Below are 15329 nucleotides of genomic sequence, written 5' to 3'. Positions count from 1 at the left end.
TACTGCCAACCTCATTACATTCTATCTACCGTATCCATACCTAACATTTGCATACCGTTCGCCAAAACCTGTACTGTCGCCCGACAAACGGCCAGCAAAACTCTTTTTTCAGCATCAGCGGCTTTCAAAATAGGCGTATTGGTATAAAAGCGGTTAAAAGCACGACAAATACTATTCAGGCAGCGGGTCACAACAAAAGGTTCATTCTGCTTGACGGCTAAGGTAAGCGCTTCACTGTATTTCGCCAGTTCTTTGACCAGAGCATATGTACTTTCATTCAAATTCAAGCCCTGCACGGCAGCTGCATTTATAGCGGCCGCATCAGCTGTATCCGTCGCCGGCAAAGGTTCGGTTGCCGGTATATTATACGCCTTATGCAATATTGATTGAGCTCTTGAGTAAGTATATTGCAAATAAGGACCGGAATCTCCTTCAAAGCTCAAAATCTCCTGCCAATCGAAAACTATATCCCGTTCACGTCCGCTCTTCTGAAAGATATACATAATCGCCGATACGCCGATTTTTTCGGCAGTCTGCGCAATTTCCGCCTCGCTCATTTCCTGTTGACGTTCCGCATTGTTGGCCCGAATAATTTCCGCTGTTTTATTAACAGCTTCATTCAGCAAATCTTCCAACAGCACAACCTTACCTTCCCGCGTGGAAAATTTGGCATCGGGAAATTTAACTAAACCGAAACCGACATGCACACAATTATCGGCAAAGTCATAACCGGCTTTTTTCAAAACGGCAAAAACCTGCTTGAAATGTAAGGCCTGCGGTATACCTACAACATAAATATTTTTAGCAAAGTGCCAACGTTTGTAGCGATACATGATAGCAGCCAAATCTCTGCTGGCATAGATTGTAGTCCCGTCGGATTTAAGCACCAGACAGGGCGGTAAATTCTCTTCATCCAAACGGACAACCTGTGCTCCCTCCGACTCTTCCAGCAGATGCTTGGAGCGTAAATCTTCAACAACATCCGGGATTAAATTACTGTAAAAGCTCTCCCCGTTCCAACAATCAAAATCAACATGTAAACGACGATAAATCCGATTAAATTCGACTAAAGATAGATCTTTGAAACGTTGCCATAACTTGGTCTCATATTCTTTTCCGTCTTCCAAATTTTTGAATTTGCTGCGTGCTGCAGTCTCCAAAGACGGATCTTTTTTTGCTTCCTGATGAAATTTTACATAGATGCGCAACAATTCATTAATCGGATCTTTTTGTAAAGCAGCTTCATCGCCCCACTTTTCATAAGCGACAATCAATTTGCCGAACTGCGTCCCGTAATCACCTAAATGATTAAGACGAACTACTTTATATCCCTGACTTTCGTACAAGCGCGCCAACGAAGCCCCTAAAATAGTAGTAAAAGCATGACCGACATGAAAAGGCTTGGCAATGTTGGGTGAAGAATATTCCAGCAAAACCGTTTGACCTTTGCCTGTGTCGTTTTGGCCGTAATGAGCTGCAGCCGTATTGATTTCTTTGATATTCTCGGAAATAAAATAAGCTTGATTGTAGAAGAAATTAACATATGGTCCGGTACTTTTCACCGTCTGCAAATATTCAGGTAAATCGGCTGTGACTGAGGCTGCCAATTCCTGAGCGATAGCAACCGGAGACTTGTGCTGAATTTTGGCCAAGTTAAAGCAGGGAAAAGCGGAATCTCCTAAATCCGCTTTGGGCGGATTTTCCAATAGAGCAGCTATCTCGGCTTCCGACAAATTAACATAAGGCATAAGCGTTTTTGCTATAAGTGACTTATAATTCATAAAATTATCTCCTTCAGTCGGCACTTTTGCGTAATAAATCTTAGACATTTAAGCTATTTACTTCTATAATCATAAAAGGCTTTGTAATATTATAACAAACTTGGCAAGTAAAAATAGCCGTCTGCGCACAACTCGGTCAGGCGACGGTGTAAAAGAGGTTTCAATGACAGATTTTCCGGAGAATGATAAAAGCGATTTAATTAACAATCGTCCAAGGATTGCTAAAACCAGTTGGTATAAAGGTAAAATGCCGCGCACGAAAGCTCAACTTTTAGCTGAAAAAAAGGCTGCGGAAGCTTTGATCGACAAAGAAGAAGTTGACAATCAAGTCAGCAATCGGGAGGCCGCTCCGGCGCAATTACCGTCCCAATCGGCAATGATGAATCGCCACAGTAAGATCAAATACGTTCTGGCGGTAAGCAGCGGTAAAGGCGGTGTAGGCAAATCGATGATCGTAGCGACATTAGCTGCGGCATTGCAGAATCTCGGCTTAAAAACAGGCATTTTGGACGCCGATATTACCGGACCTTCAATTCCGACGGCTTTTAACCTGCACGAACACGCTTACGCTTCCGCTTTAGGTCTGATGCCTGTGCTTGCCGACAACGGCATTAAAATAATGTCGATGAATTTGGTTCTGGAAAATCAGGATGATCCTGTCTCTTGGCGGGCACCGATTATCAATACTGCTATTAAACAATTTTGGACTGATGTTGTTTGGGGGGATTTGGATGTTCTTTTGATTGATATGCCTCCGGGCACCGGCGATGTACCGCTGACAGTTTTCCAAGCTTTGCCGATAACTGCCGCCGTCGTAGTTACCTCGCCGCAAATGCTCGTAACTACCATAGTTGAAAAATCAATCAAATTGTTGGAGAAATTGCATGTTCCGCTTCTGGCTGTAGTGGAAAATTATGCTTATTTCGAGTGCAATAACTGCCACAGTAAAGAGGAGCCTTTCGGACCTTCGAAATTATCCGAGCTGGCGCAAATAACAAACGCCCCCTTAACTTGGCAAATACCGTTACTGCCCGAATTGGCGCAGGCAATTGATAAGGGAGAGATCACTTCTTATCGTAATGACTATTTCTATAATCTGGCCCGCAGAATCTATGATAATCTGACGGAAAAATACAGTAAATTGGTCAATTAATTCAATTAAAAAGTCGTTGATCCAAATAAATATTAACCGCAGCTTTTATCCGGCTGCCGAATTCACGCACAAAATTATAAATACGGGTAGCCGGAGACAAATTAGCCGTAGAAGACGTGAAAGCATAAGCTGCAATCTGCAATTTACGAGCCAAAAAGCAGGCTCTGGGCGCATGATAATCGCTTGTAACCAGCAAAAGTGTCCGTTCAGCGTAGTTATGTCGATAGTTCAGACAGCTTTTTATTGTATTATCGCCCTGCTCATCCGCTATTATATCTTTTGCCGGAATACCGGCCTGCAACAAATAATTCCGCATCACGCGCGGTTCATTATAAAGGGATCGGACCCCGCCGGAAACAATAATCGGAACAGGTTTATAGCGATAGGCTGTGATTGCCGCCTGCAGACGATTCTGCAAAATTAAAGACGGCGTATCATCCGCATAAACACGAGCGCCCAGAACCAAAATGTAATTATAAGCGCTCCGCTGCAACGTATTTCGCGTCAAAATATAGCGAGCGCCTGCACAATAAACGTAAATATTAATTAAACTAAAAATGAAAACTAGAGAAATGAAAGCAGACAAAAACAAGGTAAGATAAAACTTGCCGTTTTTCTTACCCTGTCTGCCCTGTTTTCCATTAAAGTAAGCAATTACTTTTTGCACTTGGAACGACCGGTTTTACAACAGGATTTTGTGCTTTTCTCTGTTGTTTCTTTTACCGTCTTACTTGTCTTGGTAGCTTTAGCTGCCTTAACTTCAGCTTTTTTGGCCAGCTCCGCTTCATCAGCCTGCAAAATCTCGGTGGCTCTTTCCGCCCCCAGTATACGTTGCATCCATTCCGTCGCATCAGCTAATGACAAGCTCAATAAGGTTTCTTGCGGATAAGGTGACAACGAACCGCCCAATCCGTAAATAAAGTAGTCGTGAGCAGCTTTACGATACAAGCGCTCTTCGAAGCCGTCGGCCGAACAATATTGACCGACTACCTGTTCACCAATCAACTGACTCTTTTCAGTATCATATACTTTTGTACCAATTTTTGTACGCATAACTCCATCTCCCTAATTACATCCCTTATTTTTTACTCGAAGACTCGAGCGAACCGGGTTAAATAAATATTAAAAAGTTTTTAATTCTCTGACAAGCAGTAAAAATAAAATTTGACATTTTGCCTAAATAAAATCGGTAAATTAGCCAACATTAACATGTTAATAGCAATAAAAAAGCGTTTTCGAACAGCAAAAAAACCGTAAGCGAAAATTCACTTACGGTTCCTGCATAATTCTTTTCCCAAAAATTATTACTTGGCTTGAGCATTCAAAGCCTTCTGCAAACGAGAGACACGACGAGCAGCTGTGTTCTTCTTCATCTTGCCTTTGCCTGCTAATTTATCAATCTGTTTCTGAGCGGAACGAACTAAATCCATTGCGCCTTCACTAGCTGTAGAAACGGCAACATGGGCTTTCTTAACGGCCGTGCGAACTTCACTCATCTTGTTCTTATTAATCTCAGTCTTCTTCGAATTGATACTGACACGCTTAATAGCTTGCTTTAGATTAGGCATGCTTTACACCTCCTTTGTTGACGTTGCTTACATAAATGCTGATATATTGTAGCATCTTGTTCAGATAAATGCAAGTTGAAAATGTGCAGCTGCAAAAATTCCGGCAAACTTGCGAAGTTTAAAGCTCTCTCTTCCTGTTACGAAAAAAGCTTATTCCCGTTCATTATAATTAATCGTCCAATCATCTGCCAAATTCAACAAATTTTGCAGCATTTTCTGCGCCGCCTTAATTCCGTCGACAGCTGCCGAACTTATTCCGCCGGCATAACCGGCACCTTCGCCGCACGGATAAAGGCCGACGCACTTCTCCGCCAACATAGTTTTTTTATCCCGTTCAATTCTGATAGGAGCCGAGGTTCGAGTTTCAGGAGCGATTAAAGTACTTTTTCTGGCGGCAAAGCAAGCCATCTGCTGATTCAGTTGTAAAATTCCCAAGGCTAATGCCCGGCTGACAAGCGGCGGATATAACTGCCCCAAGTTACATTTTTCAGCTTGCGGTAAATAGCTGACTTGTACTTTTTCTTCACACCAAGATTTTAATTCCTGATCTGCCTTAACTTCATTTCGATCTTCAGCATACGGTGCAGCCGCAATTATCCGTTCATATTCTTCACCGCTGTATTGTGACTTGACGAAATCTTCCACCGTGCAATAAGGCGCAGCATAAGAAGCAGTTAATTTATACGCCGCCCGTTCAATCCGCTCCTGGAACTTTAAACCGGCAAACAGATCATCGCCCAAATCTCCGGCATTAACAGCACAAATAACTGCAGCATTGGCATTCTCGCCGCTTCTTGCATGATAACTCATACCGTTAACGCACAAGCTCTCTTTTTCCGATGTCCCGGAGATAACTTCTCCTCCCGGACACATACAGAAGGTGTAAACACGTCGTTCCTCCCCCTGCACCTGTACTTTACAAGCCAAATGATACTCTGCCGGTCCCAGCATTTCACATAGCATAAGCTCGTTTTCTTTACCGTACTGCACCCGATTAACCGCCTTTTGTTTCTGCTCAATACGAAAACCGACGGCAAAAGGTTTAGCACTCATTGACTGTTTTTTCTGTGCCAACATGTGATAGATATCGCGCGCACTGTGACCGGGTGCCAATATCAGCTGTTCACAGGCAATATTTCGTTTTGTGCCGGCGCTGACTGTCTCCAGGCCTATAAGCTTATAAACTTCCTGCGAGTCGTTTTCTCCTCCGGCAGCGGCATTTTTCAAAGGCAAAAGTTGTAAATCGCTTAATTTCGTTTGAAATTGAATCTCGCCGCCCAAATCTATAATTGCCTCACGAATTTTCTTAATCAAAGGCCGCAACTTATCCGTTCCTATATGCGGATTCTGTCGCCATAAAATACTCGGATCGGCCCCGTAATACACTAAAATATCCAAAACGAGGCTTAAAAGGTCATCTTTGATTCTCGTTCCCAGTTTACCGTCGGAAAAGCAACCGGCACCGCCTTCACCGAATTGCGCATTGGATTCTTCCTGCAATATTCCCTTTTTTTGAAATAAAGCAAAATCCTCAATTCTCTGCTCGACTTTTTTCCCCCGTTCCAAAACTAAAGGTCGCATCCCGGCAGCAGCTAAAATTAAAGCCGCGAAAATTCCAGCCGGGCCGAAGCCGACAACTACCGGTCTTTTACTTTCATTTGCCAAATATTTTTGACTCTCCGGACGCAAGGTACGCAAATTTTGCAAAGTTTCAGGCCAGACATAGTTAGCCTTTTCTATTTGGATAATTTTCTTACTCAGCAGGCGTTGCAAGCGGGGGAGCGGCAAAAAATCGCTTAAATTATTAATTGCTAATTTATAGACAAATCCGGCCTGCATTTTCTGTCTTAAATCCAAAGAACGTTTCAAAATTTTATATTCCAACTTTTTAGCTGCCGCTAAAGGCATACAGGTCCCCAAGTTCCGCTCAAATTCGGACCTTAAGGCAGCTGTTTCGCCTAAATCGCGAATCTTGCTTAAAGTAACTTTAATCGGACCGATAACATAAATCTGCATATCTCACCTCGCATGAATTTTATGATAGCAAGGAGAGGCTATAAAAGCAAAAGCCCCGACAGAAAATTGCCGGAGCTCGTGCCTTTATTACAGTTCAAGCTGTAATTATTTAGCAGTATAAGCCGCCATAGTAATATAGTTGTAGGGTTTATTGAAATGCGGCAGGAAGAAAATATCAGTCAAAGCTAAGCGGTCAATCGTTACTTTTTCCTGAATAGCCAAAGAGAACATATGAATTCCCATGCTCATATCATAAGTTGAAGCCATCTGACAACCGATAACCTGGCGATTATCCTTACGGTAAACAATTCTGATTTTAACTTTAGGATTATCAACTTCCATAAATTCCGGACGTTGCAAGTCTTCAAAATCCGTCGCCAACGCTTCGATACCGACTTTGGCCGCTCTTTCCAAAGTCAATCCGGTCGATACCATCTTCAAATCGTAAATATTAATACCGTTGGAGCCCTGGACACCGATAGCATCGAGAGTTGTACCGCCGACATTATGAGCTGCTACCAAACCGCTTCTGACGGCATTTGTAGCTAAAGCGATATAAGCCCAAGCTTCTTGTGAATTATCATAAATCGTAGCACAATCACCGATAGCATAAATATTAGGATCGCTTGTCTGTTGATGCCGGTCAACGATATATGCACCGTTTTTGAAAGTGGACAGCTGATCCTTCATCAAAGCGGTGTTGGGACGGAAACCGATAGCCAAAACAGCCATATCGCAAGCATGTTCCGCTTTGTCGGTCACAACTTTTGTCAGTACGCCGTTTTCTCCGACAAACTTAATAATTTTTTCATTGAAGCATAATTCAATGCCGTGGTCTGCCAGATTCTTATCCATTAAATCCGTAAATGGCCGGTCGTAATAAGCTGATAAGGCGCGGTCGGCCATATCGATCAATTTAACTTTTTTACCGTGACGTCTGAAAGCTTCCGCCAATTCTACGCCGACATAGCCGGCACCGACAACCGCCACTGTTTCAATTTTCTTAGTTGCCAAAGTATTAATTGCCAGTTCGGCATCCTGATAAATCTTCACATGCTGCACGTTTTCCAAATCCAAGCCTTCAATTCCCGGAGGGTCAATCGGCAACGAACCTGTAGCCAAAATCAACTTATCATAATGATCAACAACTGTTTGGCCGTTATGCAAACGGACTTCTACTGTTTGAGCCTTAGGATCAACATGAAGAACTTCAGCCTGCATATGAACTTCGGCTCCCGCTTTTTCCATTTTTTCCGGGCTGTTATAGAATAAACCGTCACCGGAACTTATCTGGCCACCGATCCATAAGGCCATACCGCAACCTAAAAAGCTGATATTACTGTTGCGATCGTAGACAGTAACTTCACAATTAGGATAGCTGGAAGTTAAGGTGTTAATAGCGGCTGTACCGGCATGATTAGCACCGATTACAATAACTTTTGTTTTTGCCATTTTAGTATTCCTCCTAAAATTCGATAAACTTGATAAATACTTACCTAATAACTTATTATAACATTATTTTTTCAATAATTCGGTGATTTGAAACGCATTTCGGCATATAAAAAGGACGAAAATATTTGTGCAATTGCACTGATAACCCGGCAGCGTAGAATTTGCAAAGACGGCGTAACATTCACGCAAGTTCTGCAGTTTATACTTAATAATTAAATTTATATTTGCACTTACACTTGGAGAAGCAATTATGAAATACAAATCTGAAGCAAAGTTACAACAACTGGGTGCGCTGCTGCTCGCAACGGCGTTACTTTGCGGCTGTCAAGGAAAAGCACAGCCCGTTAATTTGCAGGAAAGTAAAGTTCAAGCTCCCAAAACTCCCTCTTTAACTTACGGAATAAAAGATAACTCCATATATGACAAGCCGAAAGTCGTGCGCTATAATCCTCTGACCGGTGACAAAAAAACAATTTTCGAACCGCCGACTCCCCCGCCGCCGGATCTTGAATCGGAAAGCAACGGGCGTAGAGGTGTAATTGCAGATTTGCCCAAATCTCCGCTTAATATCAGGCGAACAGGCAAGTTGGCCGACTTATTGGGCGATGCGCGCAGTTATATGTTCGACGCTCAAACTGATAATCTCAGCAAACAGGAACTTGAAGCACTCTCTTTGCTCCAAAAGCTCATAGCATTCCCTCTGAACAAAAGTAATTACGAAGTCAATTTCAACGATAATGCCTGGCTGAGCGAGCGCCTGTTTTATGAAGCCTCCGACAAATTAAGCAAAACTGCTGTCGACTTGGAAAGCTTAAACACATTACTGCGGGAATATTTTGCCGATAACATCAGTTTTACTCCGACCACGACAAATACTGTGCATTATGACTCGAGCAGCAGTCAATTGCAAAGTACTGCCGATTCGACGCAAAAAGTAAGTAAATATCTCGGAGCGGCATTGCCTGATATTGCAATTCAAAGAGACGGTGATGATCTTTATGTTAAAAGTCATACTATTTTTTATCGTACTCTCGGCAGCCTGCTCCAAGATAGCAATTTACCCGACACTTTAAAAAACTGCGGCATTATTACTTGCGGCGGCTGGTTAATCGGTTACTTCGATAATCGCTTTCCCGAAACAGATATTGAGAACGGCGGTATAATTTTCACTGATTACAATTGGTTGGACAGCTCCACTTATTATCTGAAATATGATAAAGAAAAAGAGCAATATAAAATTTCCGGTATGGCCCACAGTCTCGGGACTCTTGATAAAAGTCAATATAAGCCCCGGATATGTGCCGCTACAGCTTTGAATAAAGTAAAAATCAAAAGCGGCAGCTGTAAACTTAAAATTGGAGAAATATACCAAGCTTCCGCTCTGCCGCAAAAACCCAAATACAACGAACAGGTAGTAGCGCGTTATCAGAATGGCGATTCGGTCATTTATTTACAATTACCCACCGGCGAATATGCGCTTTGTTTCGATAGCAACGATACAGATGCTAAACGACCGGCTTTTATCCCCTTGAGTAAGATTAATTAAAAGATATATACAAAAAGCAGCCAAGTTCGACCTGACTGCTTTTTGCAATATTGCCTTCTTAATTAAGAAAATCAATTAAGAAAATTTCACTTGGAAAGTTTATTGACACTATCCATTATCGTGTCCCAAACATCCGTCACAAACTTGACAATTCGATCCCAGAATCCTGCCTTCTTGGCATCCTGATAGAATTGGTCGAAAACAGTTTGCAGTTTACTGCTTAATATCTGTAACTGTTGTTGCACTACCGGAGAATTGATAGCATCAGTATTTTGGAAACGTTCAAACAATTTGGTTAAAGCTTCAACCTGATTGCTCTTAACAATATTTCCTAAACCGTACTTGCTCAAATTCGCATTAATAATTTTGGTAATCTCGCCGGCAGCCAAACCTGTACCTAATTGTCCGGCCCGTTTTTGCATAGCCAATTTGGTGTCCAAAATAACTTTGTCCATATAAGCTTTGTTGTATCCCTTAACTTTGGCATTGCTTTGATTTATAGCGTTAACCGTATTAAGTTCGGCCTGCGAAACCTGCATCTGCTTGGAATTGAAAGTTTCACCTTTCAAAGCAAAAGCTTTATAAACACCGGCCAGAGCCGACTCGCCTGTAACCGGACGAGTTGAAGCTACTAAAATCTGACAGTCGCTGACACCGGCGGAAATGGCCGCATTGGTATACATAGCATCCGTAATTTGCGTAATCATACTCGGTGTTACGATTTTTACGCGAACTCCGAAGCCTTTCTCCCGTTTCTGTACGGCAACTGAAGAAATCATATCGCCGTCAACGGCACTGCTGCCCAAGTAGCGATACAAATCACGGCTGTCCACACTTGTTTCACTTAAAGCGTTAACATTGCCCAAACCGAATAATTCTCTGGTCCGACTGATTTCATTGATCGACAAAGCAGCCCCGTATACAACCACCGGCGTCTTCCAAACTACTTCGAATTTACCGGCATCCTGTTCCTGCACTTTTTCCAGACCGGACTTATTGCTCTTTGTCGTCTGTTTCGGCGAATTTGCAGTAGTTGAAGTGACGGAAGTAACCGACTTTTCTTTCTTGTTATCGCCATTCTTTTGCGAGTCGGCAGCTGAATCCGCCTTTTTGTCTTTCGGTTCCTGTTTCGCTGTTTTTTCCTGATCGTTTGCAGCTGCCACGTTACCTTGAGAATTCTTGTCAGTCTGCGGCAAATCTGCAGCCAACGGCGTCAAAGTGACAGATAGAGCCAAGCAGGCGCTCAAAACCGTTGCCAATTGTTTTTCGTATTTCATAATAACACCTCTGTTTCTGCATGATAATTATTCCTATCATGCTGCTATAACAGCTCTTGGTTTTCATCAGCCTATTATATCCACAATTTTGCAAACGGGAATTTCTTCGGTCAGCCTTTTATAAAAATGCTACATTTTTTTCACATTCATCGCCTCGGCAGCCGGCAAGCGATATTCATCTTTCCACTTTAAGTACAATTCTTTAAATTTACTCGGATTTTCTTCCTTTAATTCCAAAGCTACGGCATGGGCTCCGAATTCGTTGCAATTAGCTTCGACGGTTGACAGAGCGATAGCCGAGCAATGATCCGAGGTACGTTCCAAACTGCTTGTAATATCATTCATAATAAATCCGAGTTCAATCGTACATAAACCCAACTGCAAGCGTCTGACATGACGGTTCTTGACTTTTCTTTCAAGATAGTCGATAACTTCTTCCAAAGGTTCTACCATCTTGGCTTTGGCGGCATTCTGTTCTTTATAAACATCGAACGTCCGTTCCATAATTTCAAAAACCGCTTTTTCCAAAACGTGCAATTCCGCCAAGGCTCCAGCGGAAAACTGCAGGCCTTTGGTATGCATCTCTTTCGCCGCTTTGGCAATAGTTAAAGCTCGATCGCCGATTTGCTCAAAATAAGACAAGCTTTGCATCACCATGGTTAAATAATTATTATCGGCATCCGACATTCTGTGAGTCGATAATTTCAAAGTATATTGCGCCAGCGCATCTTCGATATTATCTGTCAGTTCCTCCAATTTATCGACCTGTACGAACTCTTCTTCTTTATAATTTTCGATTAAAGCTACGGCTTTATACATTGCCGATTTAGCATAATTACCCATCAAAAGTGCCGTTTGGACACTCTGTTGAACAGCAAAAGCCGGCGTATTGAGGAAACGATCATCAAGAGCTTTCAAAGCTGTATCCATCTGCATATCGGCAAGTGAAGTATTAACTCTTTTTTGCGGCAGACAACGTTTTACCAAGTCGGCTAGGCAATACATGAAAGGAAAGTGTAAGGCGGCATTGATAATGTTGAATGTACTATGCACAATAGCAATACCGACCGGAGTAACAGGAAAAAACATAAAAGGTAAAGGGTAAAATAAATTGACCAAATAAAAGGCGCCGCCCAAAATGACAACGCCGTCAATCTTATAAACAAAATTTGTTAACGCTACACATTTACCGTCGTTATTGGCACTGACGGCAGATATTAAAGAAGTAACGCAAGTTCCGATATTACAACCTAATATAACGGGAATCGCCAACTTAAAATCTATCAGGCCGAGTAAAGCAAACGCCTGCAGCATACCGATTGACGCCGAGGAACTTTGAATAATAACAGTTATAAGAATACCGAACAAAATCGCTGTAAAAGGATTTCCCAAACTGAGCATAAACTTACTGAAATTAGCGGAATCCTGCAAGGGTCTGACTGCCGCTTTCATCACATCCATGCCGTACATTATAAGGACAAAGCCCAGCATAATCGAGCCTATGTTATACCTTTTAGTATTTTTGATAAATACCACAAATATAACTCCGACGACAGCCAAAAGCGGCAAATAACTTAAAGGATTGAGATAATAAAAAATGGTAGAAGCCGAAGCACCTTTGTCCAGGCCGTTCAACGATAATATCCAGGCTGTAATTGTCGTGCCGATATTAGCACCCACGTCAACGTATAAAGCCTGCAATAACCCCATTATATTGGAATTTACCAAACCGATAGCCATGACTATCGTCGCATCGCTTGATTGAACCAACAGGGTTACAGCTACACCCAAGGCTAAAGCTCTAATCTTACTGGCTGTCAATTTCTCCAATAAGCCTTGTAATTTATTGCCCGCCAGCCGCGTCAAACCTCTTCCCATGACATGCATGCCGTACAGGAACAGTGCCACGCCCCCCAACAAATCTAAAACCTTAAATAAACCCATTCTGCTCCTATTAATAAACTAATCAAATCTGTTTCAGTCCTAATATTATCTTCAACAACATTTATAGTTTAACATGAAAAAGCCTTAAATTTGCAATTTGGCACAAAATAAATAAAAGGCGGAGAAAATCAGACGCTTTTACCCTTTTTATCAGCTTTCTGTCCTGCCGCCTCCGCTGCCGGATTGACATTTTCGCATGTCTTTCTGCTGCGTCTTCTTTTTCGCTTTTTCTTCAGGGTACAAGGACAAGTAAAAGTACCGCTGCCGTCCAAATCAAAAATTTCATATATTGATACTCCGAGGCTGGCGGCGATAGCATGCGCGATACTTAAATTAGGAATTATTTTACACGTTTCAATCTTATTGACCGTTACCCGTGATAAACCGATTTTCTTGCCCAATCTGTATTGGGACAAATCCAAGGGTCGACGATACTCTTCTATGCAATTTTTCATATTACTTCCCTCCATTCTCAATCAAACCGGATAACAACTTTAGATTGCTGGATATTAGGGCAAAAAGCAAATTAAGTAATTTTTATTTTTCGAAGCATAATTCGAACGTTTTTCTCGATAAAACGGGGATTTCAAAGGCATCGTGAGTATTTTTATATTTATTATTTTTGGAAAAAATCGTTTTTTTTTTGTTTTTTTGCTCAAAGATCGTAATTCTATTATTGTTTTGCCGGCATCGGTGTATAATTAAAGGAATATTTGCTATGGCAAAAATTTTTTAGTGAGGTATAAGATGAATAATGCAGAAAAATTACAAGCGTTAAGGCGCTTGATGCAGGACAATAATCTGGCAGCTTTTATTGAAGTCACCGGCGATGACCATCAAAGTGAATACTTTGCCGATCACTATCGGACTTTGGAATGGATCAGTAATTTCAGCGGTGAAAATTCAACTGTGGTTGTCACACCGGACAAGGCTTTGATTTGGGCTGACGGCCGTTATTGGATCAGCTGTGAAAAAGAAATTGCCGGCACGGAATTTCAAATGATGAAGATGAACTGGCCGAATGTTCCTACTGTCAAAGAATTTTTATTAACTTTACCGAACGGCAGTCGCATCGGTTTTAACGGCGCAATCTTACCGGCGCAAACAATTAATGCTTACCTCAGAGATTTTCAGGCACACGATTTTGAATTGGTCGATGTCGATTTAATCGGGCAATTATGGACAGCTGATCGGCCGCAAGTCTCCAAGGAGCAGGCTTGGCTGCATGAATTGAAGTTTACAGGTTGCCGTACTGCCGATAAATTGGCCGATTTCCGTCAACGTCTCAAGGAAAAATATGCCGATTATTCGGTTATCTCTTCGCTGGATGACATTTGTTGGTTGTACAATATTCGGGCTTTTGATATTCCCTGCTGTCCTGTATTGCTCAGCTTCGCTTTGATTACTCCGGAACAGGCCTTCCTTTATGCCGATCCGGATAAAATTCCGACCGCTTTGGCTGAAAATTTACAGGCTGAAGGGGTAACGCTTTTACCTTACGAGCAAATTTATCAGGATATTGCCGCTTTACCTAAGACTGCGAAGGTATACATTCAAAGTTCGATGGTCAATTATAGAATTTATCAAATTTTAAGCAGCAATTATTCCCTGGTCGACGGAATTAATATTTCAACTTATCAGAAAGCTGTTAAAAATCCGACGGAAATTGCTAATTTGAAAGGCATTTTCCTCCAAGATTCCGCCGCTATTTGCAAGTTTATGTGCTGGTTGGATCAGAATATCGGCAAACACGAAATTAAAGAGTTGGACTGTGCCGCCAAGCTGTTGGAATATCGCCAGGAACAGGAAGGTTTCATCGAACCCAGTTTTGAAACTATTGCAGCTTATAAAGATAATGCCGCAATGTTACATTATTCCGCTTCCGTTGAGAAACAGGCAGTTTTACAAAATAAGAGCTTCTTCCTTCATGATTCCGGCGGTCAATATTACGGCGGTACAACCGATATTACCCGGACGCAAGCTGTCGGTCCTCTGACAGAAGAAGAGATTTTCGATTACACTCACGTAGTTAAAGGTTGTGTCGATACAATGAGCGCCCGTTTCCTGCGCGGCACTACAGGTATCAGTTTGGACGGCATTACCCGTTATCCTATGTGGCAAACGGGAACCGATTACAAGTCCGGTACCGGTCACGGTGTCGGTTATTGCCTGAATGTTCATGAAGGTCCGCAGTCAATTTCGACCCGTTCCAATCAGGTAAGTTTGCAATTAGGCATGTTAACCACGGTAGAGCCGGGTATTTACAAGGCCAATAAGCACGGTATCCGGATTGAAAACGATGTTTTAACCGTGAAAGATTGCCAAAATGAGCACGGTGAGTTCTATCGTTTTGAAATTGTTTCTTATGTGCCTTTCGAGTTGCGGGCAATAGATAAAAAATATTTAACTGCTGCTGAAATTAAGTGGTTGAATGATTACCATCAAGCCTGCTATGAGAAAATTTCTCCGTTCCTGAATGAGAATGAGAAAAATTGGCTCAAGAATGCCACCAAAGCCCTCTGATTTTCGGGAAATTCGAGTAAAATCATGCCTTATGCCTCTTCGAAGCATAAGGCTTTTTTCAGCTCTAAT

Annotated in this window: 12 protein-coding genes; 3 read left to right on the top strand and 9 right to left on the bottom strand. The window is 42.1% G+C overall.

Annotated elements, in window-relative coordinates:
• Positions 1 to 14: 14 nt before the first annotated feature.
• Positions 15 to 1781, bottom strand: a complete 1767-nt coding sequence (gene argS / locus PYS60_RS02415) for an arginine--tRNA ligase (RefSeq protein WP_315570530.1) — start codon at positions 1779 to 1781, stop codon at positions 15 to 17.
• A 163-nt stretch (positions 1782 to 1944) separates the two neighbouring features.
• Here argS and PYS60_RS02410 point away from each other — a divergent pair, with 163 nt between their 5' ends.
• Positions 1945 to 2934 (top strand): Mrp/NBP35 family ATP-binding protein, encoded by a 990-nt coding sequence (locus PYS60_RS02410; RefSeq protein ID WP_315570529.1) that lies wholly within the window; start codon positions 1945 to 1947, stop codon positions 2932 to 2934.
• Position 2935: 1 nt separating this feature from the next.
• Here PYS60_RS02410 and PYS60_RS02405 read toward each other — a convergent pair whose 3' ends face one another.
• The 5 genes from PYS60_RS02405 to nox form a co-directional block, all read right to left on the bottom strand.
• Positions 2936 to 3601, bottom strand: coding sequence for a SanA/YdcF family protein (locus PYS60_RS02405; protein WP_315570527.1), 666 nt, complete (start codon positions 3599 to 3601; stop codon positions 2936 to 2938).
• Positions 3589 to 3987, bottom strand: coding sequence for a hypothetical protein (locus tag PYS60_RS02400; RefSeq protein ID WP_315570525.1), 399 nt, complete (start codon positions 3985 to 3987; stop codon positions 3589 to 3591). Before PYS60_RS02400 ends, PYS60_RS02405 begins: the two co-directional genes overlap by 13 nt.
• A gap of 251 nt (positions 3988 to 4238) precedes the next feature.
• The gene (gene rpsT, locus PYS60_RS02395; protein WP_315570523.1) at positions 4239 to 4502 is read right to left on the bottom strand and encodes a 30S ribosomal protein S20; all 264 of its coding nucleotides are present in this window, start codon (positions 4500 to 4502) and stop codon (positions 4239 to 4241) included.
• A 150-nt stretch (positions 4503 to 4652) separates the two neighbouring features.
• A complete protein-coding gene (locus PYS60_RS02390; RefSeq protein ID WP_315570521.1) occupies positions 4653 to 6518 on the bottom strand; it encodes an NAD(P)/FAD-dependent oxidoreductase in 1866 nt (621 codons plus the stop codon).
• Between the two features lie 105 nt (positions 6519 to 6623).
• On the bottom strand, positions 6624 to 7970 hold the full coding sequence (gene nox / locus PYS60_RS02385) for a H2O-forming NADH oxidase (protein WP_315570519.1): 1347 nt from the start codon (positions 7968 to 7970) through the stop codon (positions 6624 to 6626).
• Between the two features lie 250 nt (positions 7971 to 8220).
• On the opposite strand from nox, the gene PYS60_RS02380 reads away from it, so the two are divergent.
• On the top strand, positions 8221 to 9516 hold the full coding sequence (locus PYS60_RS02380; RefSeq protein ID WP_315570517.1) for a hypothetical protein: 1296 nt from the start codon (positions 8221 to 8223) through the stop codon (positions 9514 to 9516).
• A gap of 86 nt (positions 9517 to 9602) precedes the next feature.
• Here PYS60_RS02380 and PYS60_RS02375 read toward each other — a convergent pair whose 3' ends face one another.
• The 3 genes from PYS60_RS02375 to PYS60_RS02365 all read right to left on the bottom strand — a co-directional run bounded on the left by PYS60_RS02375 (position 9603) and on the right by PYS60_RS02365 (position 13192).
• Positions 9603 to 10793 (bottom strand): DUF1002 domain-containing protein, encoded by a 1191-nt coding sequence (locus tag PYS60_RS02375; RefSeq protein WP_315570515.1) that lies wholly within the window; start codon positions 10791 to 10793, stop codon positions 9603 to 9605.
• Between the two features lie 129 nt (positions 10794 to 10922).
• Positions 10923 to 12737 (bottom strand): Na/Pi cotransporter family protein, encoded by a 1815-nt coding sequence (locus PYS60_RS02370; RefSeq protein WP_315570513.1) that lies wholly within the window; start codon positions 12735 to 12737, stop codon positions 10923 to 10925.
• A 128-nt stretch (positions 12738 to 12865) separates the two neighbouring features.
• Positions 12866 to 13192: a helix-turn-helix transcriptional regulator gene (locus tag PYS60_RS02365; RefSeq protein WP_315570511.1), complete on the bottom strand. Its 327-nt coding sequence runs from the start codon at positions 13190 to 13192 to the stop codon at positions 12866 to 12868.
• Positions 13193 to 13484: 292 nt separating this feature from the next.
• Between PYS60_RS02365 and PYS60_RS02360 the strand changes: the two genes are divergently transcribed.
• Positions 13485 to 15260, top strand: a complete 1776-nt coding sequence (locus PYS60_RS02360) for an aminopeptidase P family protein (protein ID WP_315570509.1) — start codon at positions 13485 to 13487, stop codon at positions 15258 to 15260.
• Positions 15261 to 15329 lie beyond the last annotated feature (69 nt).

It is taken from the genome of Amygdalobacter indicium (assembly GCF_029101545.1).
GTDB classification, from domain to species: domain Bacteria; phylum Bacillota; class Clostridia; order Saccharofermentanales; family Fastidiosipilaceae; genus Amygdalobacter; species Amygdalobacter indicium.
The sequence above is the reverse complement of the archived record's forward strand: the minus strand, read 5'-3'. Positions and strand labels throughout refer to the sequence as shown.

Bases quoted from the DNA above. Each gene is read 5' to 3' on its own strand.
- argS (WP_315570530.1), bottom strand. From the start codon at position 1,781: ATGAATTATAAGTCACTTATAGCAAAAACGCTTATGCCTTATGTTAAT.
- PYS60_RS02410 (WP_315570529.1), top strand. From the start codon at position 1,945: ATGACAGATTTTCCGGAGAATGATAAAAGCGATTTAATTAACAATCGT.
- PYS60_RS02400 (WP_315570525.1), bottom strand. From the start codon at position 3,987: ATGCGTACAAAAATTGGTACAAAAGTATATGATACTGAAAAGAGTCAG.
- rpsT (WP_315570523.1), bottom strand. From the start codon at position 4,502: ATGCCTAATCTAAAGCAAGCTATTAAGCGTGTCAGTATCAATTCGAAG.
- PYS60_RS02390 (WP_315570521.1), bottom strand. From the start codon at position 6,518: ATGCAGATTTATGTTATCGGTCCGATTAAAGTTACTTTAAGCAAGATT.
- nox (WP_315570519.1), bottom strand. From the start codon at position 7,970: ATGGCAAAAACAAAAGTTATTGTAATCGGTGCTAATCATGCCGGTACA.
- PYS60_RS02380 (WP_315570517.1), top strand. From the start codon at position 8,221: ATGAAATACAAATCTGAAGCAAAGTTACAACAACTGGGTGCGCTGCTG.
- PYS60_RS02375 (WP_315570515.1), bottom strand. From the start codon at position 10,793: ATGAAATACGAAAAACAATTGGCAACGGTTTTGAGCGCCTGCTTGGCT.
- PYS60_RS02370 (WP_315570513.1), bottom strand. From the start codon at position 12,737: ATGGGTTTATTTAAGGTTTTAGATTTGTTGGGGGGCGTGGCACTGTTC.
- PYS60_RS02365 (WP_315570511.1), bottom strand. From the start codon at position 13,192: ATGAAAAATTGCATAGAAGAGTATCGTCGACCCTTGGATTTGTCCCAA.
- PYS60_RS02360 (WP_315570509.1), top strand. From the start codon at position 13,485: ATGAATAATGCAGAAAAATTACAAGCGTTAAGGCGCTTGATGCAGGAC.